This window comes from Cellulomonas sp. NTE-D12, from assembly GCF_027923705.1.
GTDB lineage: Bacteria > Actinomycetota > Actinomycetes > Actinomycetales > Cellulomonadaceae > Cellulomonas.
In genome coordinates this window covers 313,531-338,075 of sequence record NZ_AP026442.1, presented here as the reverse complement: position 1 = coordinate 338,075, position 24,545 = coordinate 313,531, and the positions used below count along the sequence as shown (strand labels likewise).

The window sequence follows — 24,545 nt, the reverse complement described above, 5'->3', positions numbered from 1 at the left end:
CCGCACCCACCTGATCCCACGACCACCGACGCCTCAGGAAGGTCGCCTCCCATGGCACGCACGCACAGCTCCACCCCCGCCGCCGACGGCTACCGCATGCCGGCCGAGTGGGCCCACCACACCGGCTGCTGGCTCGTCTGGCCGGAGCGCCCGGACAACTGGCGGCTCGGCGGCAAGCCCGCGCAGGCCGCGTTCACCGCGGTGGCCACCGCCATCGCGCAGACCGAGGCCGTCACCGTCGCGGTGTCCGCGCGGCAGTACGACAACGCCCGCAGCCAGCTCCCCGAGCACGTCCGGGTGGTCGAGATGTCCAACGACGACTCCTGGATGCGCGACACCGGCCCCACGTTCGTGGTGAACGACGAGGGCGACGTACGCGGCGTGGACTGGGTCTTCAACGCGTGGGGCGGCCTGGTCGACGGGCTGTACTTCCCGTGGGCGGCCGACGACGCCGTGGCCCGCAAGGTGCTCGAGATCGAGGGGGTCGACCGGTACCGCGCACCGCTGGTGCTCGAGGGCGGCTCGATCGACGTCGACGGCGAGGGCACGGTGCTGGTCACCGAGGAGTGCCTGCTGTCGGCCGGCCGGAACCCCGACCTGACCAGGGCGGACATCGAGCAGCAGCTGCGCGACCACCTCGGGGTCGAGGTCGTCGTCTGGCTGCCGTACGGCGTGTACCTCGACGAGACGAACGGTCACGTGGACAACTTCTGCCGGTTCGTGCGGCCGGGCGTGGTGATGCTGACGTGGACGGACGACGAGACCGACCCGCAGTTCGAGCGGTCGGCCGCGGCGCTGAAGGTGCTGGAGTCCACGACGGACGCGCGCGGTCGGTCGTTCGAGGTGGTGAAGATCCACCAGCCCGGGCCGATCTTCATCACCGAGGAGGAGTCGCGCGGGGTCGACTCGATCGAGGGCACGCTCCCCCGCGAGGTCGGCGACCGGCTCGCTGGCAGCTACGTGAACTCCTACATCGGCAACGACCTGGTGGTGCTGCCGGTGTTCGACGACCCACACGACGACGCAGCCGTCGCGGCGTACACGCAGCTGTTCGCCCCGCGGCGCGTCGTCACCGTCCCCGGCCGGGAGATCCTGCTCGGCGGCGGCAACGTGCACTGCATCACCCAGCAGCAGCCCTCGGGGCGCTGACCTCAGGTCCCGCACCTCCGGCCCTGACCAGGGCCTCCATCCGGCCCCGAAGGGGCCAGCCCGACCGGCGCCGCGACGACGCCGTCATCGATCCCCCGGCATCCGACCGGTCCTGCTCCCGCACCCGCGGCGACCCGACCGCGCTCGGCCGACCCCGCACACCCAGATCCAGCCCCGAACCAGCAGGAGAGAGCCATGTCCCCCCGCCACTTCATCGACACCCAGGACCTCACCAAGGACGAGGTGCTCGACCTGGTCCACCTCGGCCTCAGCCTCAAGCGCTGCGTGCGCGCCGGGTACTTCCCGCCGCTGCTGGCAGGCCGCACGCTCGGCATGATCTTCGAGCAGTCGTCCACCCGCACCCGCGTGTCCTTCGAGACGGCGATGTCTCAGCTCGGCGGACACGCGCAGTACCTGGCCCCCGGGCAGATCCAGCTCGGCGGCCACGAGTCGATGGAGGACACCGCCCGCGTGCTGTCCCGCCTGGTCGACGTGGTGATGGCCCGCGTCGCGCGGCACCACACCGTGGCGGACCTGGCCCGGTACGCCACCATCCCGGTGCTCAACGGCATGTCGGACTACAACCACCCGACCCAGGAGATCGGCGACCTGATCACCATGGTCGAGCACCTGCCGGCGGGGAAGCGGCTGGAGGACTGCAAGGTGGTGTTCGTCGGCGACGCCACCCAGGTGTGCGCCTCGCTGATGATGATCACCACCAAGATGGGCATGGAGTTCGTGCAGTTCGGTCCCGAGAGGTTCCAGCTGAAGCCGGAGCTGCAGGCCATCGGGCGGGCCAACTGCGAGACGTCGCACGGCAGCGTGCTGGTGACCGACGACGCCGCGAAGGCGCTGGCCGGCGCGGACTTCGTCTACACCGACGTCTGGTACGGCGACTACGAGGCCGAGCTCGGGGAGGCCGAGCGGCTGGCCGCCTTCATGCCCACCTACCAGGTGAACCGCGAGCTGATGTCGCTGGCGGGCCCGGACGCGAAGTTCATGCACTGCCTGCCCGCCACCCGTGGCGAGGAGGTCACCGACGACGTGCTCGACGCGGACTTCTCCATCGCGTTCGACCAGGCCGGCAACCGGCTGACCGCACAGCGGGCCCTGCTCGTGTACTTCCTGCGGCCCGAGGTGCCGAACCCGATCAGGGTCGCCGCAGCGAAGGCCGAGCTCGAGTCCGTGCTCGCCGGCATCCTCTGAGCGCCGGGATGTCACGCATCGTCATCGCCCTCGGCGGCAACGCCCTGGGTACCTGCACCGCCGAGCAGCAGGAGCGGATCGACGCCGCAGCCCCTGCGCTGGTCGGCCTGATCGCCCAGGGGCACGAGATCATCGTGTCCCACGGCAACGGGCCCCAGGTCGGCGCCATCGAGCTGGCGTTCGGGATCGCCTCCCGGCACAACGACCGGGTCGCCGCGCTGGACCTGCCCGAGTGCACGGCCATGAGCCAGGGGTACATCGGCTACCACCTGCAGCAGGGCATCGCCCGCGAGCTGCGGCGAGTCGGCATGCCGTGGCACGTCGCCTCGGTGGTCACCCGGGTGGAGGTCGACCCGGACGACCCCGCGTTCGCCGGGCCGACCAAGCCGATCGGCGGCTTCTACGACGAGCTCACCGCGCGCCGGATGATGGCCGCCACGCCTGGTCTGGTGATGGCCGAGGACGCCGGACGGGGCTGGCGCACCCTCGTGGCGTCGCCCCGGCCGGTGGACATCGTCGAGCGGGACTCGATCCTCAACCTGCTGGACCACGAGTTCATCGTGGTGGCGTGCGGCGGCGGCGGGATCCCCGTGGTCCGGGACACCGACGGGGACCACCACGGCGTGCGGGCGGTGATCGACAAGGACTTCGCCTCGGCGAAGCTGGCCGAGGTGGTCGGCGCCGACTACCTGTTCATCCTCACGGCGGTGGAGAAGGTGGCGATCGGGTTCGGGACCCCGGACCAGCAGGACCTGGACGACCTCGACCTGGCGACCGCGCAGCGGTACGTGGACGAGGGTCAGTTCGGCGCCGGGTCGATGCTGCCGAAGGTGCAGGCGGCGATGGGCTTCGTCGCCAGCGGCCCCGGCCGACGCGCGGTGATCTGCGCCCTCGAGAAGGCGCCGCTGGCGATGAGCGGCGCGACGGGCACGGTCATCCACTCCTGACGGCTGCGTCCGCGGGACAGCGGACCGCTCTCTCACGCTGTACGCCCCGTGTACGTACACCGGGCGTACGGCGCGAGAACCTTCCCCGCCCTCGGTGCACCGCCTACACCTGCACCGCCAGCGGGACGTCGACCGATCCCACCCGGAGGGTCGCTGCGCCCGGCGAGACGGAGTCGGGCACCACCACGTCGAACGCGACCGGGTAGTGCTCCGAACGGGGTCCGGCTGCCGCCGAGCCCAGCGGCCAGGCGCTCGCACCCTGCTGCAGGGACAGCAGGACGTCCGCGATCGGCCGCTCCCGGTCAGACGGCGGCGGTCCGCTGCAGCCCGGCCCCGTGCTGCTGGTGTCCTCGCACCCCGTGTGGAACAGCTCGCCGCGCACCACCAGCCGGTCGCCGCGTCGGACGACCAGCGCCTGGTCGGACTGCGCCACCGGCGTCGGTGGCACCGTCCCGACGCCGACCCAGACCTGCGGCGCTGCACAGCTCGCCGCCGCGCGGTCCGGCGCCCACAGACCGACCAGGCCGGCGGTGCCCAGCAGCATCGCTACGACGAGCGCGCGCGACCGCCACACGGTGGTTCGGCCGCCGCCCCTCGGAGCCCCGACGTGCGCGGCGGACTTCATCGCGGCGCCGGGTCCACCCGGGCGCGCAGCACCACGCGCTCGAGGTAGCGCGGTACGACGGCGTTCCAGCCGAGCTCGTCGTCGAGCCGCTCGGCGAACGTCTCGGCGGAGTCCGGCTCGCCGTGCACCACGTAGGCGGTGCGCGGCGGGGCGACGGTCGAGAACCAGGCGATCAGCTCGTCGGCGTCGGCGTGCGCCGAGAAGCCGTCGATCACCACCACCTCCGCACGGACCGGCACGTACTCGCCGTGGATCTTCACCTGCCGGGCGCCCTCCGCGAGCGCAGCGCCGCGCGTGCCGGCCACCTGGTAGCCGGTGAGGATCACGGCGTTGTCGCGCACCGGCAGCTGGGAGGCGAGGTGGTGCAGCACCCGCCCGCCGGTGGCCATGCCGGAGGCCGAGATGATCACGCACGGGTGGTCGGGGTGGTTCAGCCGCTCGGACTGCTCACGGGTGCTGGCCAGGTGGACGCCCGGGGCCGCGAGCACCGCATGGGCGGCCAGCACCTCCGGCCGCAGGGCCGGCTCGTGCGCCGTGAAGGCCTGCCGATACACCTCGAGGGCACGCAGGGCCATCGGGCTGTCGACGTAGATCGGCACGTCCGGGATCGCCCCCTGCTCCCGCAGCTCCGCCAGCGTCACCAGCAGCACCGCCGTGCGGTCGATGGCGAACGCCGGCAGCAGGCACACGCCACCGCGACCGACCGTCCGCGTCACGGCGGCCGCGAGCGCCTCCCGGCCGCCGCGCTCGTGCAGGCGGCTGCCGTACGTCGACTCGGTGACCACCACGTCGGCGTCCACCGCGGGAGCGGGCGGCTGCAGCAGCGGGTGCACCGGCCGTCCCATGTCCCCCGTGAACAGCACGCGGACGCCGTCGACGTCGAGCACCGCGAACCTCGAGCCGAGGATGTGCGCCGACGGGTGCAGGGACACCTGCATGCCGCCGGGCAGGGCCGCCGGCTCGGGGCCGTCGTGCGGCCGGAACAGGGAGATCGCCTGCTCGGCGTCCGAGCTGTCGAACAGCGGCAGGGCCGGCGAGTGCTTGCTGAACCCGGCGTCGCGGGCGTACTCGGCCTGCTCCTCCTCGAGGTGCGCGGCGTCCCGCAGCACGATGCTCGCCAGCCGTGCGGTGTCGCGGCTGCACACCACCGGGCCGCTGAAGCCGTGCCGCGTCAGCAGCGGCAGGTACCCGCAGTGGTCGAGGTGCGCGTGGGTCAGCACGACGGCGTCGATGCTGGACGGCTCCACCGGCAGCCGGTCCCAGTTGCGTCGCCGCCACTCCTGCGGCCCCTGGAACAGCCCGCAGTCGACGAGGACGCGCGCGTCTGGCGTCTCCACCAGGAACTTGCTGCCGGTCACGGTCCCGGCCGCGCCGAGGAAGGTGAGGGTGGGCCGACGCTGCGGCCGGCGCGGGGTCGACCAGCCGGCCGACGACGAGGCGGGTGACGACGCAGCCGGCGTGGGGTCGCGGGGCGTGGAGGCGGACGGCGACTGGGCGGACATGGTGCTCACATCCTTCGGACGACGATGTCCTCGCTGTCAGTCTCCACCTCGCCGCGGTCCGGTGGGAGGGCCTTGCAGGACGCTGACCAGGCGAGATCCTCAGGCGCCCACCAGGTCGCGCCGCCACAGCGCCGCCGCGCCGGCCGCCGCCAGTGCCACGGCGATCCCCGTCATCACCCAGGCCGCGGGCCACGCCACGTCGGCGATCGGCACCGTGGCGAGGTGGTGGAACGGCGAGAGGTTCAGCACCCAGTCGGGCCACTTCAGCAGCGGGCCGAGGGTCTGCAGCAGGTACGCCGCGACCGCGACGCCGGTGCCGACGGGTACCACCAGGCGAGGTGCCAGGCCGAGCAGCAGCACGTCGATCCCGGCGAACAGCAGCACCACCGGCAGCGGGTTCAGCGCCGACACCACCGCGTCCGGCACCGTGACGTCGGCACCGGCGGACGTGGCGCCCACCCAGAACGCGGCACCCGCCACGGCGACCAGCCCCACCGCACCGACCACCAGGACCACCACGTGGCCCGCCAGCCACCGCCACCGCGGCAGCGGACCGGCCAGCAGCAGGTCGAGCCGTCCGGCGGCCTCCTCCGCCCGGGCGGCACCGACCCGGAACGCGACCTGCACCGCGACCGCGACACCGGCGATGGTGCCCACCATGCCGACGAACCCCCGCACGTAGTCGCCGGGCGCCATGCCCATCGCGGACAGCAGCTGCTGGTACGACGGGTCCTGGTCGAGGAACCCCGTCACCGTCGGCACCAGCGAGCCGAACATCCCGAGCCACACCACCAGGGCACCGGCCCACGCGAGCAGCGACCCCAGCCCCGTCCGCGTCGCGAGCGCCACCGGGCTGCTCAGTCCCCAGTGCCGCGACCGGTCGGCCCGGCGCCGCACCAGCAGCCCGGCGCCGGTGTCGCGGCGCAGCCGCAGCCGCACGGCCAGGGCGCCGAGCACGACGACGACCCCGAGCGGCACCGCCAGCACCGCCACCCGGTTCGCACCGAACGGTGCGAGGTGGTCGGTCCAGCCGAACGGTGTGAGCCAGCCGAGCCAGGCCCGCGACGGCGCACTGTTCGAGGCGACCCGCAGCGGCAGCGCGATGCCGATCACCGCGGCCGCCACGCCCGCGGCCCCGCCGCGGGAGCCGAACAGCTGGCTGGTCACCGCGGTCAGCAGCACCGCGGTGCCGGCGAACCCCGCCAGCAGGCCGCCCATCAGCACCGACCCGGTCAGCTGACCACCGACCGCCACGAAGGCGGCCGTCGCAGCGAGCCCGATCAGCACGCAGGCGCCGAGCAGCACCCCGAGCTGGGCGCCGAGCAGCTGCACCGGCCGCAGGGGCTGCGCCAGCACCGGGTCGTGCCGGCCGGTCCGCTCGTCGGCGCGCAGCACGCGCGCGGTCGTCGTGATCGCCCACGCCGCGACCACCAGCTCGATCATCCAGCCGGCGTCCCACACCGTGAACCCGCCGACAGTGTCCACGCCGGCACCGGGCCCGGAGATCAGCCGGATGGACTGGTTCCGCGACCACTCGAGCAGCGTCGCGCGATCCGACGCCTCGGGGTACGCCACCCGGAACGTGATCCCCTCGATCGCCACGTAGGCCGCCGCGGCCAGCGCGATCGCCGCCGTCCCACGCCGCAGCAGCCGCACGGTCAGGGTCGCGGCCGTGCCCGCACCACCGGGTCGCCGCACGACCGCAGCGCCGGTCGCGGGACCGGCCCGGTGCACGTGGTGGCGACGAACCGTCGGCGCCGTCTGCCGCGTCCCCGCACCGGCCGACGCCGTCAGCGCAGCGGTCGTCGAGCGCTGCGCCACCGCACCGCCCCCTGCGGTCGGACGCTCGTCAGTAGTACGCAAGGAACGCCTCCTCCAGCGAGCGCTCCGGCGTGCGCAGCCGCACCACCTGCACGTCGGCCAGCACGCGCAGCAGGGCGGCCGGCGGCCCGTCGAGGGTCACGCGCAGCCCACCCAGCACGCCGGGCATCGGCTCCACGCCCGCGACGCCGGGCACACCGGCCAGCGCCGGCACGGGCCCGTCGACCACCAGCTCCACCACGGTCGCGCCCATCCGGCGCAGCTCGTCGAGGGTCGCCACCTCCACCAGCCGGCCGGCGCGCAGCATCGCGACGCGGTCGCACAGGTCCTGCACCTCGTCGAGGATGTGCGAGCTGAGGAAGACGGTCTGGCCGCGCGCGGCCGCCTCGCGGACCAGCGCCTGGAACACCTCCTCCATCAGCGGGTCCAGACCGGCCGTCGGCTCGTCCAGCAGCAGCACGTCAGCCCTGGTCATCAGCGCGACCACCAGCGCCAGCTTCTGCCGGGTGCCGCGCGAGTAGGTGGCCACGCGGCGGGACGGGTCCAGCTGCAGGCGCTCGAGCAGCTCCGCGCGGTACGCCGGGTCGACCCCGCCGGCGAGGTTGGCGAACAGCTCGAGGGTCTCGGTGCCGGTCAGCTGCGGCCACAGCGCCACGTCGCCGGGCATGTACCCGATGTGCCGGTGCGCCCGCCGCACGTCCGTCACGGGGATGCCGTGCACCCGCGCCGTGCCGGCGTCCGGCCGGATCAGGTTGAGCAGCAGGCGGATGGTGGTGGACTTCCCGGCACCGTTGGGCCCCAGGAAGCCGAACGTCTCCCCCGGCGTCACCGTCAGGTCCAGCCGGTCCAGCGCCAGCACCGAGCCGAACCGCTTGGTCAGGCCCGCCGTCTCGATCGCCCAGCCGCCCGCGGTCATCGTCGACCTCCTCGGACCTCCTCGCAGGGAGCCCCTGCGTCCAGCATGGCCCGCTCCACGGGGTTGCGGGAGACCGAATCCCGGGGTCAGGGCGGCCTGTCGGCGGGGGCCGCTACGGTCCGGGCCATGGCAGCAGTGGTGCAGGAGGTCGTCGTCGACTGCGCGGAGCCGGCCGCGCTGGCGCGGTTCTGGGCGCAGGTGCTCGAGGCGCGGTGGGCGCTGGTCGACCCGGGCTGGGCGGTGGTCGACGCGACGCCGCTGGTCGTGGCGTTCCAGCAGGTGCCCGAGCCGAGGTCCGCCCCGAAGAACCGGGTGCACCTGGACGTCCGCGTGCCGGACGCCGCTGCCGCGGTGGCCCGTGCCGAGGCGCTCGGTGCGCACCGCACCGGTCACCAGGAGCTGCGGGAGAACGGTGACGGCTACGTGGTGCTGCAGGACCCGGAGGGCAACGAGTTCTGCTTCGTGGTCGACGAGTCGGGCCGCTGGGCGGGCGTCCTGCGGTCCGCGCTGGAGCACGCCGACCAGACGACGGGCCTGCCGGCAACCGTCTGATCCGCGGGACGTTCGCCTCTGGCGCAGGGCGCGAGGCCGGTGGTCTGCTCGACGCATGACGACGCGGACGCCCCTGCTGCCCCCGCCGCCACCGCGGCCGCCGGCCCGTGTGCTCGCCATCGCGGCGGCCATGGCGGTCGGTGCCGCGCTCCCCGTGATCCGCACCTGGATGCTGCAGTTCGGCGCCACCGAGGCGGAGCTCGACGCCCACCTGCCGGGTGACGACCTGATCGCCTCCCCCGACCTGGTGGCCACCCGCGTCGTCGGCATCGCGGCCGCGCCGGACCAGGTGTGGCCGTGGGTGGCCCAGCTCGGTCAGGGTCGCGGCGGCTTCTACTCCTACGACTGCTTGGAGAACCTGGTCGGCTGCGACGTGCGTTCCGCCGACCGGGTGGAGGCCCGGTGGCAGGACGTGCGGGTGGGCGACCCGTTCCGGCTCCACCCCGAGGTGGCCCTCGAGGTGGTCGCCGTGGAGCCCGGACGGGCGCTGGTGGTCCGCGGAGCCGTCGGCGTCACCGGGTCCACGACGTCGTCCGCCGGCGCCCCGCCGTACGACTTCACCTGGGCGTTCGTGCTGCGCCGCGGCCGCGGCGGCGGCACCCGGCTGGTGGTTCGCGAGCGGTACGGCTACACGCGCCGAGGTGCCGCCCTGCTGGTCGAGCCGGTCAGCGTGGTCAGCTTCGTCATGACCCAGAAGATGCTGCGCGGCCTGCGCGACCGCGCCGAGCGGGTCGCCGTCTGATCAGCCGGCAGCGGAACACCGTTGCCGCGTCGGACACCCTCCGGTTAGGGTGGCCGACGTAGTCGCAGTGCAGAGATCTTCCCCCCGGTTCTCCGGAGCGGACGACGACCACCGTGATTCACCGGTCCCGGTCGTCGGGGTCGAACACCAACCGCAAGGAGAACGCACATGCCTACTGGCGTCGTGAAGTGGTTCAACGCCGAGAAGGGCTTCGGCTTCATCGCCCCCGAGGACGGCGGCCCGGACGTCTTCGTCCACTACTCGGCCATCGCCTCGTCCGGCTACCGCTCGCTCGAGGAGAACCAGCGCGTCTCGTTCGACGTGCAGCAGGGCCCGAAGGGCCCGCAGGCCTCGAACGTCACGCCTGCCTGATCACGGCCTCGCCGGCGTGCGCCGGCACACGAAGGGCGCTCCACCTCAGCGGTGGGGCGCCCTTCGCGCGTCCGGGGGGCGTCGGGCACCGTCCGGATGCCACGGCCGATCGCCCCGTGCCATGCTGCGCCCCAGGTGACGACGCCGTCGCAGCCACCGGGAGGCACCGTGGACGACCAGCAGATCCTGGACCGCATCCACCAGCTGATGCTTCAGGAGCACGCGCTGCGAGAGGCCGTCGAGCAGGGCCGGGCCGGGGACGGCCACGTGCAGACGGCCGAGCGGATCGCGCAGCTCGAGGTGGAGCTCGACCAGGCGTGGGACCTGCTGCGCCAGCGCCGCGCGCTGCGGGAGGCGGGCGCCGATCCCGACGGCGCGCACGAGCGGCCTGCCGCGGAGGTCGAGGGGTACCTCGACTGAGGGTGGTCGAGGTGAGGGGACGGTGTGCCTCACGCGTCGACCCGTCGTGCCTGGTCGTGGCCCCCTAGACTCGCGTCCGTGATCTTCAAGGCTGTGGGGGACAGCCGTCCGTACCCCGACCACGGGCTGACGACGGCCAAGCAGTGGGCTGCCGTGGCCCCCCGCCAGGTGCGCCTGGACGAGCTGGTCACCACCAAGCGCACGCTGGACCTCGACGCGCTGCTGGCCGAGGACTCCACCTTCTACGGCGACCTGTTCGCCCACGTGGTGCAGTACAAGGGCGTGCTGTACCTCGAGGACGGGCTGCACCGGGCCGTCCGTGCCGCGCTCCAGCAGCGTCCGGTGCTGCACGCGCGCGTGCTGGTGATCGAATGACCGACCCGGACCGCGCCCGCGCGCTGCGCCGCCGGCACGTGCACGAGCGGCAGGCGGTGATCTTCGGCATCCTGCTCGCGATCCTGGCGGTGGCCGGCGTCTCGGCAGCGGCGATCTACACCGGCAACCTCAACGTGCCGTTCTTCGCCCGCGGCTTCTCCAGCAAGCCGACGCCGAGCGTCACGCGTCAGCCGGCGCCGTGCCCGCCGCAGGGCGCGCTGCCCGTGGCGGCCAACACCATCAAGGTGAACGTCTACAACGGCGCCAACCGGGCGGGGCTGGCGGCCTCCGCGGCGGTGGCGCTCGGTCAGGCGGGGTTCACCATCGGCACCACCGCCAACGCCACCACGCAGTTCATCGGCTCCGAGCAGATCTCGTTCGGCGTGGCCGGTGTCGCGCAGGCGTACACGGTCGCCGCGCACTTCAAGAACCCCGTGCTGCTGCTGATCGCCCGAGCCGACCCCAAGGACGCGACGGTGGACGTCACGCTGGGCAGCGACTTCGACACCCTGGTCCCCAACGACCAGGTCGGGCTCGACCCGAGCACGCCGCTCGTCGGGCAGCCCGGCTGCGTGCCGGTCGAACAGCTGGCGGCGCAGGCGAGCGCCAAGCCGGCGGCGACGCCGACGCCGACCAAGTCCTGACGGGCACAGCCCCCGGACGGCGCGCCACGCCGTGCGGGCACCGCGTCCCGACGCGCACGCCCTGACACGAAGGAGCGCCCCGCGTCGTGACGACCGCGGGGCGCTCCTTCGTCGGACGGGCCGCGTCGTGACGACCGCGGGGCGCTCCTTCGTCGGACGGGCCGTCAGACCCGATCGGCGGCGACCGAGGGCTCCTCGGACAGCTCCGCGCCACCGGGCACAGAGGCCGGCGTGGCCGGCTCCTGCGACGTGCCGCGCCACTTCGCCAGCACCCGCATCAGGTGGTAGAGGCCGATCGCGGCGGCGGTGCCGAGCGCGATGCCCTGGAACTGCAGCTTGCCGGCGGTCCAGCTGAAGTTGGCGATGCCGATCACCAGGGCGATCGCCGCCGGGAACAGGTTCACCGGGTTGGAGAAGTCGACGCGGTTCTGCACCCAGATCCGGGCGCCGAGCAGGCCGATCATCCCGTACAGCACCGTCGCGGCACCGCCGAGCACACCGGCCGGCACCGTGGCGATCGCGGCGCCGAACGTGGGCGACATGGACAGGATCAGCGCCGTCGCGGCGGCGACCCAGTAGGCGGCGGTGGAGTACACGCGGGAGGCAGCCATCACGCCGATGTTCTCGGCGTAGGTGGTGGTGCCGGAGCCGCCGCCCAGACCTGCCAGGGTGGTGGCGACACCGTCGGCGAGCAGCGCGCGGCCCATGATCGGGTCGAGGTTCTGGCCCGTCATCGCGGCGACGGACTTCACGTGGCCGACGTTCTCCGCGATCAGCACCAGCACCACCGGGATGAACAGGCCGAGGACGGACACGTCCAGCTTGGGCGCCACGAAGTGCGGCAGGCCGACCAGCGACGCCTGGCGCACGGCGGTGAAGTTCACCTCGCCGCGGAGGGTGGCCACCAGGTAGCCGACGACGACGCCGACGAGGATCGCGAGGCGGCCGAGCACCCCGCGGAACAGCACGGTCACCAGGATCACGGTGCCGAGCGTCGCGATGGCCGTCACCGGGGACGCACGGAAGCCGGAGCAGCCGGACGCCGAGCAGGAGCCCCAGGCCGCCGGTGCGAGGTTGAGACCGATCAGCGCGACGATCGTGCCGGTGACCGCCGGGGGCATCACGGCGTCGATCCAGCGCGACCCGCCGACGTGCACCAGCAGGCCGACGATCGCCAGCAGCAGGCCGGTGACCAGGATCCCGCCCACCGCCACGGACTGGCCGCCGCTCGCCGTCGCCGCACCGATCGGCGCGATGAACGCGAAGCTGGAGCCCAGGTAGCTGGGCAGGCGGTTGCCGGTGATCAGCAGGAAGCCGATGGTGCCGATCGCGGAGAAGAACAGGGTGGTCTGCGGCGAGAAGCCGGTCAGCAGCGGCACCAGGAAGGTGGCGCCGAACATCGCCACCACATGCTGCAGGCCGATCCCGGTGGTCCGCGGCCAGCTGAGCCGTTCACCCGGGGACACCACGGCGCCGGGGGCGATCGTGCGCCCGTCGCCGTGCAGCTTCCAGCTCCAGCGCTGGGACCCGTTCGAGGACAAGGACGCCATCGGTTCCTCCATCGTCTGCGCGCCCAGCCCGGGCGTCGGGACGAAGAGTAGTGATCCGGGCACAGCCCGCGTGGGCGGCTCGGCGGGCGTGGACACGGCGGTCGTGCGACGCTCGGACGGACGAGAAGGCGGTGCCGGGCCGCACGGGAGCGGACCGCCCGCCGCGAACCCCCCGGAGGTGCGCGATGACCGTCCCGCAGACCCCTGAGGACGCCCGGCCCGGCCTCGACGAGGTCCCCGACCCGGTCAAGGCGACGGAGCCCAAGGCCGAACCCGCACCCGACGAGCGCGAGGAGACGACCGGGCCCGTGGTCGCCGGACCGGGCCTCGGCGGCGCCACGACGACGCCGATGCCACCCGTGCCGCCGGTGCCCGACGTCGGAAGCGGCCACTGAGCCGAGGCGGCGAGCCGTAGCGCTCGGCGCGTGGCGACGTGGTCGTCGTCACAACCGCCCGGACCGGCGTCCGCACAAGGTCTCGGCGCGGCTGCGATCAGGTCACGGGCAGGCCACGATCTGCCCGTAACCTGGGGAGGTCCTGTGTGACCGGTGGTCGTCCGACGTCTCGCACAGCACCTCCACCTACCCTGGCAGGACATCCCGCCCGGCCCCGGAGGTCATCCTGAAGCGCATGCTGCTGCACAGCCGCCCCGCGGTGTGGACCGCCTTCCTGCTGGTCCACCTGTGGCTGGCGGTGCTCGGCGTGTGGCTGATCCCGCAGAAGGCGTTCTGGGACCTGGACCTGTACCGCTACTGGATGTGGCTGGGCGTGCACGGGTTCGGGTGGCCGGCGATCGACACCAGCTGGGTGTACCCGATCGGGGCGACGGTCCCGATGCTCGCCGCCGGGTTCGGCGGGCTGGCGATCGGCCACGGGTACGCGCTGGCCTGGTCGATCATGGTGACGATCCTCGACGTGCTCGCCATGGCGATGCTGCTGCGCCGCGACCGCGGCCAGGTGGGCGGCTGGTGGTGGACCGGCTTCCTGCTGCTGCTCGGCCCCATCGCGATGGGCCGGCTCGACGCCATCGTCGTCCCCCTGGTGATCGCCGCCCTGCTGTGGAGCATGGACCGACCGGCCGTCGCGTCCGCCCTGCTGACCATCGGCGCGTGGATCAAGGTGGCGCCCGGTGCTCTGCTGGTCCCGCTGTTCTGGGGCGCCCACAGGCCGTGGCGTGACGTGGTCGCACCGGCGGCGGGCGTCTCCGCGATCGTCATGGGCACCGCGATCGGCTTCGGCGGGCAGGGGCACGTGCTGTCGTTCCTGCTCGAGCAGGGGCAGCGCGGCCTGCAGATCGAGGCGCCCGGCGCGACCCCCTGGGTGCTGGCCGCCCTGTTCACCACGTCGATCAAGCGGGTGCTGAACGCGCAGATCGTCACGTGGGAGCTGCTCGGGCCCGGGACGCAGAAGATGGCGGACCTGCTCGGCCTGCTGCTGCCGATCGCCGCCGCCGCCGCGATCGGGTTGCTGTGGTGGAAGCGGGAGCGCGTCGGCCTGGCGCTGTGGGCGCACCGGAGCAAGCGCGGTGAGCTGGTGGTGCGCGGCGCGATGCTGATGACCCTGGTGCTGCTGGTGTTCAACAAGGTCGGGTCGCCGCAGTACATGACGTGGCTCGCGGCACCTGTCGCCGTGGCGCTGGTGCTGGGCCTGCCCGGCTGGGGCACCACCGCCAAGTGGGTGCTCGGCGTCGGCGCCGCCACCCAGCTGGTGTTCCCCTGGGAGTACACGGAGATCACCGGCGGCGGCCTGGGCGTGACCCTGGTGCTCGCCGCCCGCAACGTCGCACTGATCGGCCTGCTGGTGCACACCGCCCGCGAGCTGTTCCGCGTTCAGGTGGACGACCCGGCGGCGCCGAGCGCGCCCGCTGACCGGCACCGGACCCCGGAGCCCGTGTCGAGCCCCAAACTGGCGGACGCCCTGCTGGTCGACGAGGCGCCGGCGGCGGAGACGACGCCGAGCCCCGCGCGTGAGCCGGTCGACCCGTTGCCGCGACGTGGCGCGCTGCCGGACGGCGGTCTCGCGTCGCCGGCCACACCCTGACGCGACTGCCACGGAGGCGAGCGGTGCGGCGAAGCCTGCGCGCCGCGCTGAGCGCAGCCCCCTGTCCGCGCTGAGCGGGCGCGCCGGCTCGGTCAGTAGGCGGCCGTGAAGCGGGCGCGCCGGTGGGTGGGGTTCTCCACCTCGTCGAGGATCGCGATGGCCAGGTCCGCGCCGGACAGGTCGGAGCGACCCTCGTCGTCCGTCAGGAGCACGTCGCCCCCCAGCCGGAACGTGCCCGTGCGCTCACCGGGCGCGTAGGCGCCGAAGCCCGCCGCCGGGCTGATGTAGAACCAGTCGAGCGCCTCGGGGCTCTCGCGCAGCTCGTCGAGCACGGCGCCCAGCTCGAGCGACTCGGGCTTGTACTCGGCGGGGAACTCCGGGGTGTCGAACAGGCGCGGACCGCCAGGGGCGACGTGCAGCGACCCGGCGCCGCCGATCACGCCGAGCCGCACCCCGGCGGCCTGCGCGGCGACGGCGAGCTCACCGATCACCTCACCGATGCGACCGGTCAGTGCGCCGCGGGGGGACAGGGCCTCGATCACCACGTCCGCGTCGGCGACGGCCGCGGTCGCGTAGGCGGGGTCGAGCGCGTCGGCCTGGCGGTAGGTGACGCCCTCGACCGGCTGGTCCGGCAGCGAGCGGCTGACCGAGGTCACCTGGTGGCCGCGGGCTGCGGCCTCCTGGACGATGTGCCCGCCTGCGTAGCCCGTGCCGCCCAGAACCGTGATCCGTGCCATGTGTGCTCTCCTCGAGGTCGTCGTCCGCATCCGGCCGCTCACCTGCCGCCGTCGACCTGACGAACACCGCCGAGGTCAGAACCCTTCCGGGGCCTGCGGGACGTACGGCTGCTCGAGCTGCGCCAGCTCCTCCGGGTCGAGCCTGAGGGCGAGCGAGGCGACGGCGTCGTCGAGGTGGTGCGGCTTGGTGGCGCCCACGATCGGAGCCGTCACCGCCTCCTGCTGGCGCACCCACGCGAGCGCCACCTGCGCCCGGGACACCCCGCGCTCGGCGGCGATGCGGCCGACGGCGTCGACGATCGCCCGGTCGGCGTCCTCGCTCTGCCGGTAGAGGGTCTGGCCGAAGCGGTCGGTCTGCGAGCGCGTCGTCGTCGTGCCCCACTCCCGCGTCAGCAGGCCGCGGGCCAGCGGGGACCACGGCAGCACGCCGATGCCCTGGTCCAGGCAGAACGGGTACATCTCCCGCTCCTCCTCACGGGACAGGAGGTTGTACTGGTCCTGCATGGAGACGAACCGGGTCCAGCCGCCCAGGTCGGCGGTGTACTGGGCCTTGGCGAGCTGCCACGCGTACATCGACGAGGCGCCGATGTACCGGGCCTTGCCGGCGCGCACCACGTCGTGCAGCGCCTCCATGGTCTCCTCGATCGGCACCATCGGGTCCCAGCGGTGGATCTGGTACAGGTCCACGTAGTCGGTGCCGAGGCGGGTCAGGCTCGCGTCGATCGCGGAAAGGATGTGCTTGCGGGACAGGCCGCCGCCGTGCGGGCCGGCGTGCATGCGGCCGTGCACCTTGGTCGCCAGGACGACCTCGTCGCGGGACGCGAAGTCACGCAGCGCACGGCCGACGATCTCCTCGCTGGACCCGTCGGAGTAGACGTCGGCGGTGTCGAAGGTGTCGATGCCCAGCTCGAGGGCTCGTCGGACGAACTCGCGGCTCTCCTCCTCCGGGAGGCTCCACTCGTGGTTGCCGCGAGCCGGGTCGCCGTAGCTCATGCAGCCCAGCACGATCGAGCTGACCTGCAGGCCGCTGTTGCCGAGACGGTGGTGGTCCATGGGTGTCCTCACGTCGGACCGAGGGGGTCGACCCCCGGCGGGAAAACGGCTGTGCGACCGCGCGAACGGGTCCCGGCGCAGGTCGGAAGGGTCTCCACGCCGGCGGGGGCGCGTCCTGCTCGAGGCTAGCCCGCCGTCCCCGGAGGCGCCCCGCGAGAACGGGTGCGACCGTGGAACGACCCGCCACGAGGAGGACCACGTGATCACCGAGCTCGCCACCAGCGTGTCCGTGTCGCCCGCGTCCCTGCTGCACGCCTTCGGACCGTGGGCGCTGGCGGGGATCGCGGTGATGATCTTCATCGAGTCCGGGGTGCTGTTCCCGTTCCTGCCCGGCGACTCCCTGATCCTCACGGCGGTGCTGCTGCGCGGTCAGCTGGGGCTGTCGCCGGTGTGGATCGCGGTGGTGGCATTCCTCGCGGCGGTCGCCGGGGACCAGACGGGGTTCTGGCTCGGCCACCGGTTCGGGCGGCGGTTCTTCACGGACGACGCGAAGGTGCTGACCACCGCGCGGCTGGCGGAGGCCGAGCGGTTCTTCGACCGGTACGGGCCGGTGTCGCTGGTGCTGGCGCGGTTCGTGCCCATCGTGCGGACGTTCGTGCCGCTGGTGGCCGGGACGGCGCGGCTGCGGTACCGGCGCTTCGTGGTGTGGAACGTCACCGGGGCGCTCCTGTGGGTGGTGGGGCTGACCGTGGTCGCCCTGGCGCTGGGCCGTGTGCCGTTCGTGGCGCACAACATCGACCTGCTGGCGGTCGTCGTGGTGGTGGTCTCGGTGATCCCGATCGTCGTCACCGCCCTGCGGCGGCGCGCCGCGACCGGCACCTCCGAGCGGGACCGGGCTACCGTCCACGGGTGAGCGACTGGGTGCTGGACGTGCCGCTGCGCACGGAACGGTTGGAGCTGCGCGAGCACCGGGCCGGTGACCTGGAGGACCTGCTGGTGTTCCACGGCGACCCGCAGGTCACCCGGTACACGCCGTGGCCGGTGCGGGACCGCGAGCAGACCGCTGTGGCCCTCGACAAGCGCCTGACGCTGACGCGCGCCGCCGAGCCGGGCCAGGCGATCAGCCTGGCCGTGGTGGAGCGGGCGAGCGGCGCGGTGATCGGCGAGGTGCTGCTGATGCGCAGGTCGGACAGCACCGCCGAGCTGGGCTACGCGATCCGCACCGACCGCTGGGGGCGCGGACTGGCGTCCGAGGCCGTACGCGCCCTGCTCGACGGGGCGGCGACGCTGGGGGTGACGGACGTGCGGGCCGTGGTGGTGGACGGGAACGACGCCTCCGTGCGGCTGCTCGGACGGATGGGGTTCACCGAGCTGGGGGTGCCCGGTCCACCGGCCAAGGACGGCAGCCCGACGCGGACGTTCGCGCTGACCCTCGGGCGGGAAGACCGTCGCGACGGCCTCCCTCGCGCGGGACGATGGGGGGCGTGACCCTCCTCGACCGCCTGGACACCGACCTGCACACCGCGATGAAGGCACGCGACACGTTCGCCACCGGGACGTTGCGGCAGGCGATCGCCGCCGTCCGCGGCGCCGCCAAGTCCGGTCCCGTCGCGCGCGAGCTCGGCGACGACGAGATCGTCGCCGTGCTGACCGCCGAGGTGAAGAAACGCCGCGAGAGCGCCGAGATCTACACCGGCGCGGGCGCCACCGACCGGGCCGCCAACGAGTCCGCCGAAGCGGACTTCATTGAGGGCTACCTGCCCGCGGCGCCGAGCGACGCCGACCTGGACGCGCTCGTGGCCGAGGCGGTCGCCGCGACGGGCGCCACGTCGATGAAGGACATGGGCACCGTGATGAAGGCGGCGCAGGCCGCGGCGGCGGGCCGTGGTCGCGTGGACGGCAAGGCCCTGTCCGGCAAGGTGCGTGCGGCGCTGGGCTGACGTGGGCTGACGTGGACTCAGCGCGCCGCGGACTGACCTCCGCGCAGGCGGCCGCCCGGTTGCGGTCGGACGGCCCGAACGCGCTGCCCGCACCGCACCGGCGGTCGCCACTGGCGACGTTCGCCGCGCAGCTGGTGCACGCGTTCGCGCTGCTGCTGTGGGTGGCCGCCGGGCTGGCGGCACTGGCCGGGCTGCCGCAGCTGACCGTCGCGATCGCCGTGGTGGTGCTGGTCAACGCCGCGTTCTCGTTCCTGCAGGAGGCGCGTGCCGACCGGGCCGCGGAGCGGCTGCGGTCGCTGCTGCCCGGCACGGTCAGCGTGCGGCGGGACGGGCAGCCCCGGCAGGTGGAGGCCGCCGACGTCGTCGCGGGCGACGTGCTGCTGCTCGAGGCTGGCGACCGCGTGCCGGCCGACGGCGACGTGCTGCTGGCCGACGCGGCGCTGCTGGACACGTCGACGCTGACCGGTGAGAGCGAGCCGAGCACGCTGGACGTCGCCGAGCGGGTGTACGCCGGGACGTTCCTGGTGGAGGGGCTGGCCGAGGCCGTCGTCCTGGCGACCGGACCCCGCACCCGGCTGGCGGGCATCGCCAGCGCCACCTCGGCGGCCGGCCTGCACCCGACGCCGCTGACCCGCGAGCTGACCCGCGTGGTGCGCGGCATCGGGGCGATCGCCGTCGTCGCCGGCCTCGCGTTCCTGCTGCTCACCCTGCTGATCGGCCGGCCGCTGCCGGACGCCTTCGTGCTGGCGATCGGCGTCACCGTCGCGCTGGTGCCGGAGGCGCTGCTGCCGACCGTCACCCTCGCGCTGGCGTGGGGCGCCGAGCGGATGGCGAAGCGGCAGGTGCTGGTCCGCTCGCTCGAGGCCGTCGAGACGCTGGGGTCCACGACCTTCGTCTGCACCGACAAGACCGGCACGCTGACCCTCAACCAGATGACGGTGGTGGCCGCCTGGACGCCCGCCGGGTCGGCGCGGGTCGGCACCGCCGGGTACGAGCCGACGGCGGCCGTCGACGTCGACCCCGGGGCGCGCGAGGCGATGGTGGAGCTGGGCCGGGCGGCCGCCCGCTGCTCGCGCGGGTACGTGGAGCAGGTGGACGAGCGGTGGGTGGCGCACGGCGACCCGATGGAGGCGGCGCTGGACGCCTTCGCCCGGCGGCTGGGCGTGGACACCCCGACGGTGCGCGTCGAGTCGTGGGCCGACGTCGCGTTCGCCTTCGACCCGCACCGGCGGCGGATGAGCGTGGTGGCCGGCGACCAGGTGCTGACCAAGGGCGCTCCGGACGCGCTGCTGCCGCTGTGCCCGGCCGATGATGCATCGGGAGCGGCCGCCGCCCTCGCGCGACTGTCCGGGCAGGGGCTCCGCGTGCTGGCCGTGGCGAGCCGGCCGACCGGGACGACGGCGCCGACGACCACTGCCGCGGCCGAGACGGGGCTGCACCTGGTGGGCCTGGTCGGGCTCGAGGACCCGCCGCGGCCCGAGTCGGCCGCCGCGATCGCCGCGTGCCGCAGCGCGGGCGTGCACGTCGCGATGATCACCGGCGACCACCCGGTGACGGCGGCGGCGATCGCACTGGAGGTGGGGCTGCGGACCCCGGACGGTCCCGTCCATCTCGGTGCCGACCTGCCGGCCGACGACGAGGCGCTCGGCGCGCTGCTGGACCACGACGGGGTGGTGGTGGCCCGCGTCGCACCGGAGGACAAGCTGCGGATCGCGCGGGCGCTGCGCGCCCGCGAGCACGTGGTGGCGATGACGGGCGACGGCGTGAACGACGGGCCGGCGCTGCGCGAGGCGGACATCGGCGTGGCGATGGGCGCCTCCGGCACGGACGTGGCCCGCGAGGCGGCCGACCTGGTGCTGCTGGACGACCGGTTCTCCTCCGTCGTCGCCGGGATCGAGCTGGGCCGGGCGACGTACGCCAACGTCCGCCGGTTCCTCACCTACCACCTGACCGACAACGTGGCCGAGCTGGCGCCGTTCGTCCTGTGGGGCGTCACCGGCGGGGCGTTCCCCCTGGCGCTGGGCGTGCTGCAGGTGCTGGCCCTGGACATCGGCACGGACACGCTGTCGGCGACGGCCCTCGGTGCCGAGCCGCCCGCCCGCGGCGTGCTGGCCGAGCCGCCGGCGGCCGGGCGGCTGCTGGACCGCACGGTGCTGCGGCGGGCGTTCGGGCTGCTGGGGCCGGTCGAGGCGGTGGTGTCGCTGACCGCGTTCACGGTGTCGCTGCTGGCGGCCGGGTGGCGGTTCGGCGACCCGGCACCGGGTGGCGCGGTGCTGGCGACCGCCTCGGGTGCCACGTTCCTGGCCGTCGTGCTGGGACAGGCCGCGAACGCGTTCGCCTGCCGCAGCGAGGGCCGGGCGGCGCCCGGCCGCGCGAAGAACCTGCTGCTGGCGCCGGCGGTGGCGATCGGCATCGCGTTCTGCCTGGTCACCATCTACGTGCCGGCGCTGGCGCGGCAGCTGGGACAGGCGCCGCCGAGCCCCGTGGGGTGGGCGGTGGCGCTCGGGTCGCCGGTGGCCGTGCTGGTGGCCGATGCGCTGGACAAGGCGGTGCACGCCCGGCGGCGGCAGCCGGCCGGCCGGGCAAGTTCCGCAATGACTACGGAGGTCACGCCGGCGGCCCGCGGCTAGCGTCGAGGCGGCGCACGACCGTTGCGGCACACCGTCCGGAGGGCACATGAGGGCAGCACCAGGCATCCACCGCGCGGGCACGGTGCGGCGGGCGCTCGTCGTGCTGACCGCCGGAGCCGTGGTGCTCGGCACGCTGAGCGGCTGCTCCCTGTTCGGCCAGGACAAGAAGGGCCACGCGGTCTCCGCGCTGGCTGCCAAGCCCGGCGACTGCGTGATCGCGCCGACCGCCATCTCGGCCGAGATCAAGGACGTCACCGTGGTGCCCTGCTCGCAGCCGCACCAGCAGGAGGTGTATGCGCTGGCCGCCTACCCGCTGCCCGCCGGTACCGAGAAGTCGGCGGCCTACCCCGGCGCCGCGGTGCTCAAGGCGTTCGCCGACGGCGCCTGCCTGTCCGCGTTCGCCGGCTACGTCGGCTCCGACTACCGCGACTCGTCGCTGTTCTTCACCTACCTGCTGCCGTCCGCGCGGGGCTGGCAGGCGGGCGACGACCGGGACGTCACCTGCGTCATCACCACCACGGGGGCCAAGCGCACCTCGTCGGTCAAGGGATCGAAGCTCTAGCAGCGGCGCGACACCGCGCCGACGGGAGGACGACCATGGGCAAGCCCGCCGCCACCGCGACCGCGATGCTGCAGTGCAGCTTCGGCCTGGCCCCCAGCACGCTCAACGTGCTGCCGATCGCACGCGTGATGATCGAGGGCAAGCCGGCCGCGGCGATCACCGACGCGATCCCGATGGTCAACATCCCGCCGTTCGGCATGTGCACCTCGCTGGCGAACCCGCAGGTGCTGGCCGCGACGACGGCCGCGCTCGGCGTGCTGACGCCGATGCCGTGCATCCCCGTCACGGGCGCGTGGGTGGGCGGTGCCGTGCAGACGACGATCGGCGGGAAGCCCGCGCTGACCCTGGGCGCCACCTGCACGTGCGGGTTCGGCGGCGTGATCCAGATCGTCAACCCCGGCGCGGTGCGGACGCTCGAGTCCTGAGCGCAGGGGTCACTCGCGGCCGGCGAAGGACTGCGCGAGGCCGTCGATCCGGGCGCGTGCCTGAGTGTCGTCCGCCGGTGCCGTCGCCCACAGCAGCAGGTCGCCGTTCACCGTCGTCTCGACCACCAGGTCGGTCTGCCCGGCAAGCCCGCGCAGCTGCTGCTGGGCCGCCTCGGCCTCGTCGTAGTCGTCGAACTCGAGCACCGTGACGTGGGCCTGCTCCCCGGGCCAGTCGAAGGCGATCGCGTCGAGGGCGTCGACGTCCTCGGCCGTCGGCACGGGGTCGGTCTGCTGCACGTCGGGGTCCTGGGTCAGGCCCAGCAGGGCCAGCACGCGGCTGCGCTGGTCGGTGAGGCTGCTCATCGGTTCTCCTTGTCGACGGGTGGCTGGATGCTCGCGAGCCGATCAGGCCGGCGGCATCGCCTTGTTGGCGTCGGACCACTTGCCGTCGCTGATCGCTTCCTTGAACTTCGCCCACTTGGAGTCGAGCGTCGTCGCGCTGATCTTGGCCTTCTTGGCCTTCCAGGCGGCGCGGAACTTCTCCTCCAGCTTGGCGATGCTGCCCCCGAAGTAGATCTCGGCCAGCACGGTCTCCTGGTCCACCTTGCTCGACGCGAGGATGCGCAGCATGCCGCGGACGAAGGTGACCTGCTTCTGGTAGTTGTCCCGCTCCGGACCGCCGTCCTTGGCGGGGGTCGCGTCCTTGGCCGCGAGCATCCGGGTGAAGAACTCGGTGATGCCCTCGTTCAGGTCGAAGCCGTAGGTGTCCAGCACGTCGTTCGGGGCGTAGCGGTGCATCGACTCGTGGATCGCGGTGCTCGGCGTGCCGCGGTCGGCGTGCAGGATGGCCGGCTCGTCGGCGTTCTTGGTCGAGGCGTAGGCGTTGGTGCTCTGCTCCTCCTCCACCGAGTCGGTGGGGAACTCCACGCCGTAGACGATGGCCCAGTCCTCCGGCGAGACGCTGGCCACGTAGCCCTCGCCCTTCTTGCCCGCGGCGACGGCCGTCTCGATGAACGGTTTGATGTGCGGGTAGTCCTCGATGTTGGTCGTGATGAACTCGTCCGCCTCGGCACCGGTCAGGTGGTGCTTGACCTTGGTGCCGTCCTTCTTGGTCTTCTGCTTCGCCATGTTCACGGCGGCGAGCAACGACATGTAGTACAGGTCACCGAGGTGGGCGCGGCCCTTGGCCATCACCGCGGGGTCGTCGGCGATCGACTTCTTCTCCGCCGTGCTGAAGGTGTTGATCAGCTGCCGGAGCGCGTCCATCCGCACCTTGGCCTCCGCCTTGCCGGCCGGGGCGGTCTGCGGGTCGCAGGCCTCCTCGAAGCGCTCCTTCGCCGACTTCGGCGTGGGCGGGACCGGGGTGACGGCCTCGGTGGTGGGCGTCTGGGTGGTCGGGGTCTGGGTGGTGGGCGCCTGGTCCTGGGACGGTGTCTGGGGTGTGGTCTGGGTCGCGGTCTGCTCGGGGACCGGCGTCGGCGCCTCCGGCTGGGGCGGTGCCTGCGGCGTGACGGACTCCGGCGTGGGTACCGGCACCTCGCCCTGCGGCACGGGCAGCGGGACCGGCTGCTCGGGCGTGGGTGCCTGCGGCGTCAGCGCCTCCGGCATCGGTGACTGCGGCAGCGTCGGCGCCTTCTTCTTCTTGCCGCCGAACAGCTTCTTGAAGGGGTTCCAGCGGCGAACGGTGGTGCCCTCGACGCGGGCCTGCTGCCGGTGCAGCGCCTCGGCAGCACCCGCACCCACGCCCTCGGCGGTGCCCGCGTGCTCGGCATCCGCCGTGCCCGCCGTGGCGACCCGCGCCGCCTGCCGCTGCAGCCGCTGCACCGTCCGCTCGGCCACCGCGTCGGCGGCCGCCTCCGCCGGGTCGTCGGCCCGCCCGATCACGGGACCGTCCCCCGCCGGTGCGACCCGGCCGCTCTGCTGCTGCACGACGTGGGCCAGCTCGTGGCCCAGCAGCCGGTCGCCGCCCGGGGTGCCCGGCGCGTAGGTGCCGCTGCTGAAGTACACGTCGCTGCCCGCCGTGAACGCCACGGACTGCACCGACCGGGCGATCGTGTCCGCCTCCGCGTCGTCGTGGATGCGCACGCCGCCGAGGTCCGCGTCCATCGCGGCACCCATCCGCTGCGCGACGGCCGGCTCGAGCGGGCGGCCCTGGCCCTGCCGCCGGCGCAGCACGTCGGCGACCTCGGGTGCGGCGGCGGTCCCGCCGAGCGGGTCCTGGGTGGCGGCGCGGCGGCGGACGTCCACCGCGAGCCCCGGGACGGCGACCGCGTCCACGGCGTCCTCCTGCGCCGGCTCCGTCGCCGTGACGGGGACGGCGGGCGGCGCCGCGGTCAGGCGTCGCTTCTCGAGCGTCGTGCGCTCGTTCTCAGCCGGCATGGTCGCCCTCGCTCTCGA

26 protein-coding genes are annotated in these 24,545 nt (G+C 73.7%); 17 read left to right on the top strand and 9 right to left on the bottom strand.

The window, feature by feature from the left end; all coding sequences use genetic code 11:
- Positions 1 to 51: 51 nt before the first annotated feature.
- From aguA to arcC, 3 genes are all read left to right on the top strand, one after another.
- Positions 52 to 1,149 carry an agmatine deiminase gene (gene aguA / locus QMF98_RS01490; protein ID WP_337974329.1) on the top strand — a complete coding sequence of 366 codons (1,098 nt, stop codon included), beginning with the start codon at positions 52 to 54 and terminating at the stop codon, positions 1,147 to 1,149.
- Between the two features lie 195 nt (positions 1,150 to 1,344).
- Positions 1,345 to 2,355: a putrescine carbamoyltransferase gene (ptcA, locus tag QMF98_RS01485; protein ID WP_337974328.1), complete on the top strand. Its 1,011-nt coding sequence runs from the start codon at positions 1,345 to 1,347 to the stop codon at positions 2,353 to 2,355.
- 8 nt (positions 2,356 to 2,363) lie between these two features.
- A complete protein-coding gene (gene arcC / locus QMF98_RS01480; protein WP_337974327.1) occupies positions 2,364 to 3,302 on the top strand; it encodes a carbamate kinase in 939 nt (312 codons plus the stop codon).
- A 103-nt stretch (positions 3,303 to 3,405) separates the two neighbouring features.
- On the opposite strand, the gene QMF98_RS01475 is transcribed toward arcC, so the two are convergent.
- The 4 genes from QMF98_RS01475 to QMF98_RS01460 all read right to left on the bottom strand — a co-directional run bounded on the left by QMF98_RS01475 (position 3,406) and on the right by QMF98_RS01460 (position 8,166).
- Positions 3,406 to 3,846, bottom strand: coding sequence for a hypothetical protein (locus QMF98_RS01475; protein WP_337974326.1), 441 nt, complete (start codon positions 3,844 to 3,846; stop codon positions 3,406 to 3,408).
- A gap of 77 nt (positions 3,847 to 3,923) precedes the next feature.
- Positions 3,924 to 5,429 carry an MBL fold metallo-hydrolase RNA specificity domain-containing protein gene (locus tag QMF98_RS01470; protein WP_337974325.1) on the bottom strand — a complete coding sequence of 502 codons (1,506 nt, stop codon included), beginning with the start codon at positions 5,427 to 5,429 and terminating at the stop codon, positions 3,924 to 3,926.
- Positions 5,430 to 5,528: 99 nt separating this feature from the next.
- Positions 5,529 to 7,292 (bottom strand): efflux permease Rv1217c-related protein, encoded by a 1,764-nt coding sequence (locus QMF98_RS01465; RefSeq protein WP_337974324.1) that lies wholly within the window; start codon positions 7,290 to 7,292, stop codon positions 5,529 to 5,531.
- On the bottom strand, positions 7,279 to 8,166 hold the full coding sequence (locus QMF98_RS01460) for an ABC transporter ATP-binding protein (RefSeq protein WP_337974323.1): 888 nt from the start codon (positions 8,164 to 8,166) through the stop codon (positions 7,279 to 7,281). Before QMF98_RS01460 ends, QMF98_RS01465 begins: the two co-directional genes overlap by 14 nt.
- A 126-nt stretch (positions 8,167 to 8,292) precedes the next feature.
- Between QMF98_RS01460 and QMF98_RS01455 the strand changes: the two genes are divergently transcribed.
- The 6 genes from QMF98_RS01455 (at position 8,293) to QMF98_RS01430 (ending at position 11,271) form a co-directional block, all read left to right on the top strand.
- The gene (locus QMF98_RS01455; protein ID WP_337974322.1) at positions 8,293 to 8,718 is read left to right on the top strand and encodes a VOC family protein; all 426 of its coding nucleotides are present in this window, start codon (positions 8,293 to 8,295) and stop codon (positions 8,716 to 8,718) included.
- Positions 8,719 to 8,773: 55 nt separating this feature from the next.
- Positions 8,774 to 9,460, top strand: coding sequence for an SRPBCC family protein (locus QMF98_RS01450; RefSeq protein WP_337974321.1), 687 nt, complete (start codon positions 8,774 to 8,776; stop codon positions 9,458 to 9,460).
- Positions 9,461 to 9,628: 168 nt separating this feature from the next.
- Positions 9,629 to 9,832: a cold-shock protein gene (locus QMF98_RS01445; RefSeq protein ID WP_337974320.1), complete on the top strand. Its 204-nt coding sequence runs from the start codon at positions 9,629 to 9,631 to the stop codon at positions 9,830 to 9,832.
- 168 nt (positions 9,833 to 10,000) lie between these two features.
- On the top strand, positions 10,001 to 10,252 hold the full coding sequence (locus QMF98_RS01440) for a DUF2630 family protein (protein ID WP_337974319.1): 252 nt from the start codon (positions 10,001 to 10,003) through the stop codon (positions 10,250 to 10,252).
- A gap of 78 nt (positions 10,253 to 10,330) precedes the next feature.
- Positions 10,331 to 10,627, top strand: coding sequence for a type II toxin-antitoxin system VapB family antitoxin (locus QMF98_RS01435; RefSeq protein WP_337974318.1), 297 nt, complete (start codon positions 10,331 to 10,333; stop codon positions 10,625 to 10,627).
- Positions 10,624 to 11,271, top strand: coding sequence for a LytR C-terminal domain-containing protein (locus QMF98_RS01430; RefSeq protein ID WP_337974317.1), 648 nt, complete (start codon positions 10,624 to 10,626; stop codon positions 11,269 to 11,271). The genes QMF98_RS01435 and QMF98_RS01430 overlap by 4 nt, the downstream gene beginning before the upstream one ends.
- 164 nt (positions 11,272 to 11,435) lie before the next feature.
- On the opposite strand, the gene QMF98_RS01425 is transcribed toward QMF98_RS01430, so the two are convergent.
- Positions 11,436 to 12,821: a uracil-xanthine permease family protein gene (locus tag QMF98_RS01425; protein WP_337974316.1), complete on the bottom strand. Its 1,386-nt coding sequence runs from the start codon at positions 12,819 to 12,821 to the stop codon at positions 11,436 to 11,438.
- A 185-nt stretch (positions 12,822 to 13,006) separates the two neighbouring features.
- On the opposite strand from QMF98_RS01425, the gene QMF98_RS01420 reads away from it, so the two are divergent.
- Both QMF98_RS01420 and QMF98_RS01415 read left to right on the top strand, forming a co-directional pair.
- Positions 13,007 to 13,216, top strand: a complete 210-nt coding sequence (locus QMF98_RS01420) for a hypothetical protein (RefSeq protein ID WP_337974315.1) — start codon at positions 13,007 to 13,009, stop codon at positions 13,214 to 13,216.
- Between the two features lie 235 nt (positions 13,217 to 13,451).
- Positions 13,452 to 14,861, top strand: a complete 1,410-nt coding sequence (locus tag QMF98_RS01415) for a hypothetical protein (protein ID WP_337974314.1) — start codon at positions 13,452 to 13,454, stop codon at positions 14,859 to 14,861.
- 92 nt (positions 14,862 to 14,953) lie between these two features.
- On the opposite strand, the gene QMF98_RS01410 is transcribed toward QMF98_RS01415, so the two are convergent.
- Both QMF98_RS01410 and QMF98_RS01405 read right to left on the bottom strand, forming a co-directional pair.
- A complete protein-coding gene (locus tag QMF98_RS01410) occupies positions 14,954 to 15,598 on the bottom strand; it encodes an NAD(P)-dependent oxidoreductase (protein ID WP_337974313.1) in 645 nt (214 codons plus the stop codon).
- A gap of 75 nt (positions 15,599 to 15,673) precedes the next feature.
- The gene (locus QMF98_RS01405; RefSeq protein WP_337974312.1) at positions 15,674 to 16,651 is read right to left on the bottom strand and encodes an aldo/keto reductase; all 978 of its coding nucleotides are present in this window, start codon (positions 16,649 to 16,651) and stop codon (positions 15,674 to 15,676) included.
- 199 nt (positions 16,652 to 16,850) lie between these two features.
- On the opposite strand from QMF98_RS01405, the gene QMF98_RS01400 reads away from it, so the two are divergent.
- Genes QMF98_RS01400 through QMF98_RS01375 form a run of 6 tightly spaced genes read left to right on the top strand, consistent with a single transcriptional unit; the run spans position 16,851 to position 22,148 of the window.
- Positions 16,851 to 17,504: a DedA family protein gene (locus QMF98_RS01400; protein ID WP_337974311.1), complete on the top strand. Its 654-nt coding sequence runs from the start codon at positions 16,851 to 16,853 to the stop codon at positions 17,502 to 17,504.
- Positions 17,501 to 18,079 carry a GNAT family N-acetyltransferase gene (locus tag QMF98_RS01395; protein ID WP_337974310.1) on the top strand — a complete coding sequence of 193 codons (579 nt, stop codon included), beginning with the start codon at positions 17,501 to 17,503 and terminating at the stop codon, positions 18,077 to 18,079. Before QMF98_RS01400 ends, QMF98_RS01395 begins: the two co-directional genes overlap by 4 nt.
- Complete coding sequence (locus QMF98_RS01390) at positions 18,076 to 18,531, top strand: GatB/YqeY domain-containing protein (protein WP_337974309.1); 456 nt, start codon at positions 18,076 to 18,078, stop codon at positions 18,529 to 18,531. Before QMF98_RS01395 ends, QMF98_RS01390 begins: the two co-directional genes overlap by 4 nt.
- 11 nt (positions 18,532 to 18,542) lie before the next feature.
- Complete coding sequence (locus tag QMF98_RS01385; protein ID WP_337974308.1) at positions 18,543 to 21,161, top strand: cation-translocating P-type ATPase; 2,619 nt, start codon at positions 18,543 to 18,545, stop codon at positions 21,159 to 21,161.
- 46 nt (positions 21,162 to 21,207) lie between these two features.
- A complete protein-coding gene (locus QMF98_RS01380; RefSeq protein WP_337974307.1) occupies positions 21,208 to 21,723 on the top strand; it encodes a septum formation family protein in 516 nt (171 codons plus the stop codon).
- A gap of 35 nt (positions 21,724 to 21,758) precedes the next feature.
- Positions 21,759 to 22,148, top strand: coding sequence for a DUF4280 domain-containing protein (locus QMF98_RS01375; protein WP_291761034.1), 390 nt, complete (start codon positions 21,759 to 21,761; stop codon positions 22,146 to 22,148).
- Between the two features lie 9 nt (positions 22,149 to 22,157).
- On the opposite strand, the gene QMF98_RS01370 is transcribed toward QMF98_RS01375, so the two are convergent.
- Both QMF98_RS01370 and QMF98_RS01365 read right to left on the bottom strand, forming a co-directional pair.
- Complete coding sequence (locus QMF98_RS01370; protein ID WP_337974306.1) at positions 22,158 to 22,511, bottom strand: hypothetical protein; 354 nt, start codon at positions 22,509 to 22,511, stop codon at positions 22,158 to 22,160.
- A gap of 42 nt (positions 22,512 to 22,553) precedes the next feature.
- Positions 22,554 to 24,527 (bottom strand): eCIS core domain-containing protein, encoded by a 1,974-nt coding sequence (locus QMF98_RS01365; RefSeq protein WP_337974305.1) that lies wholly within the window; start codon positions 24,525 to 24,527, stop codon positions 22,554 to 22,556.
- Positions 24,528 to 24,545 lie beyond the last annotated feature (18 nt).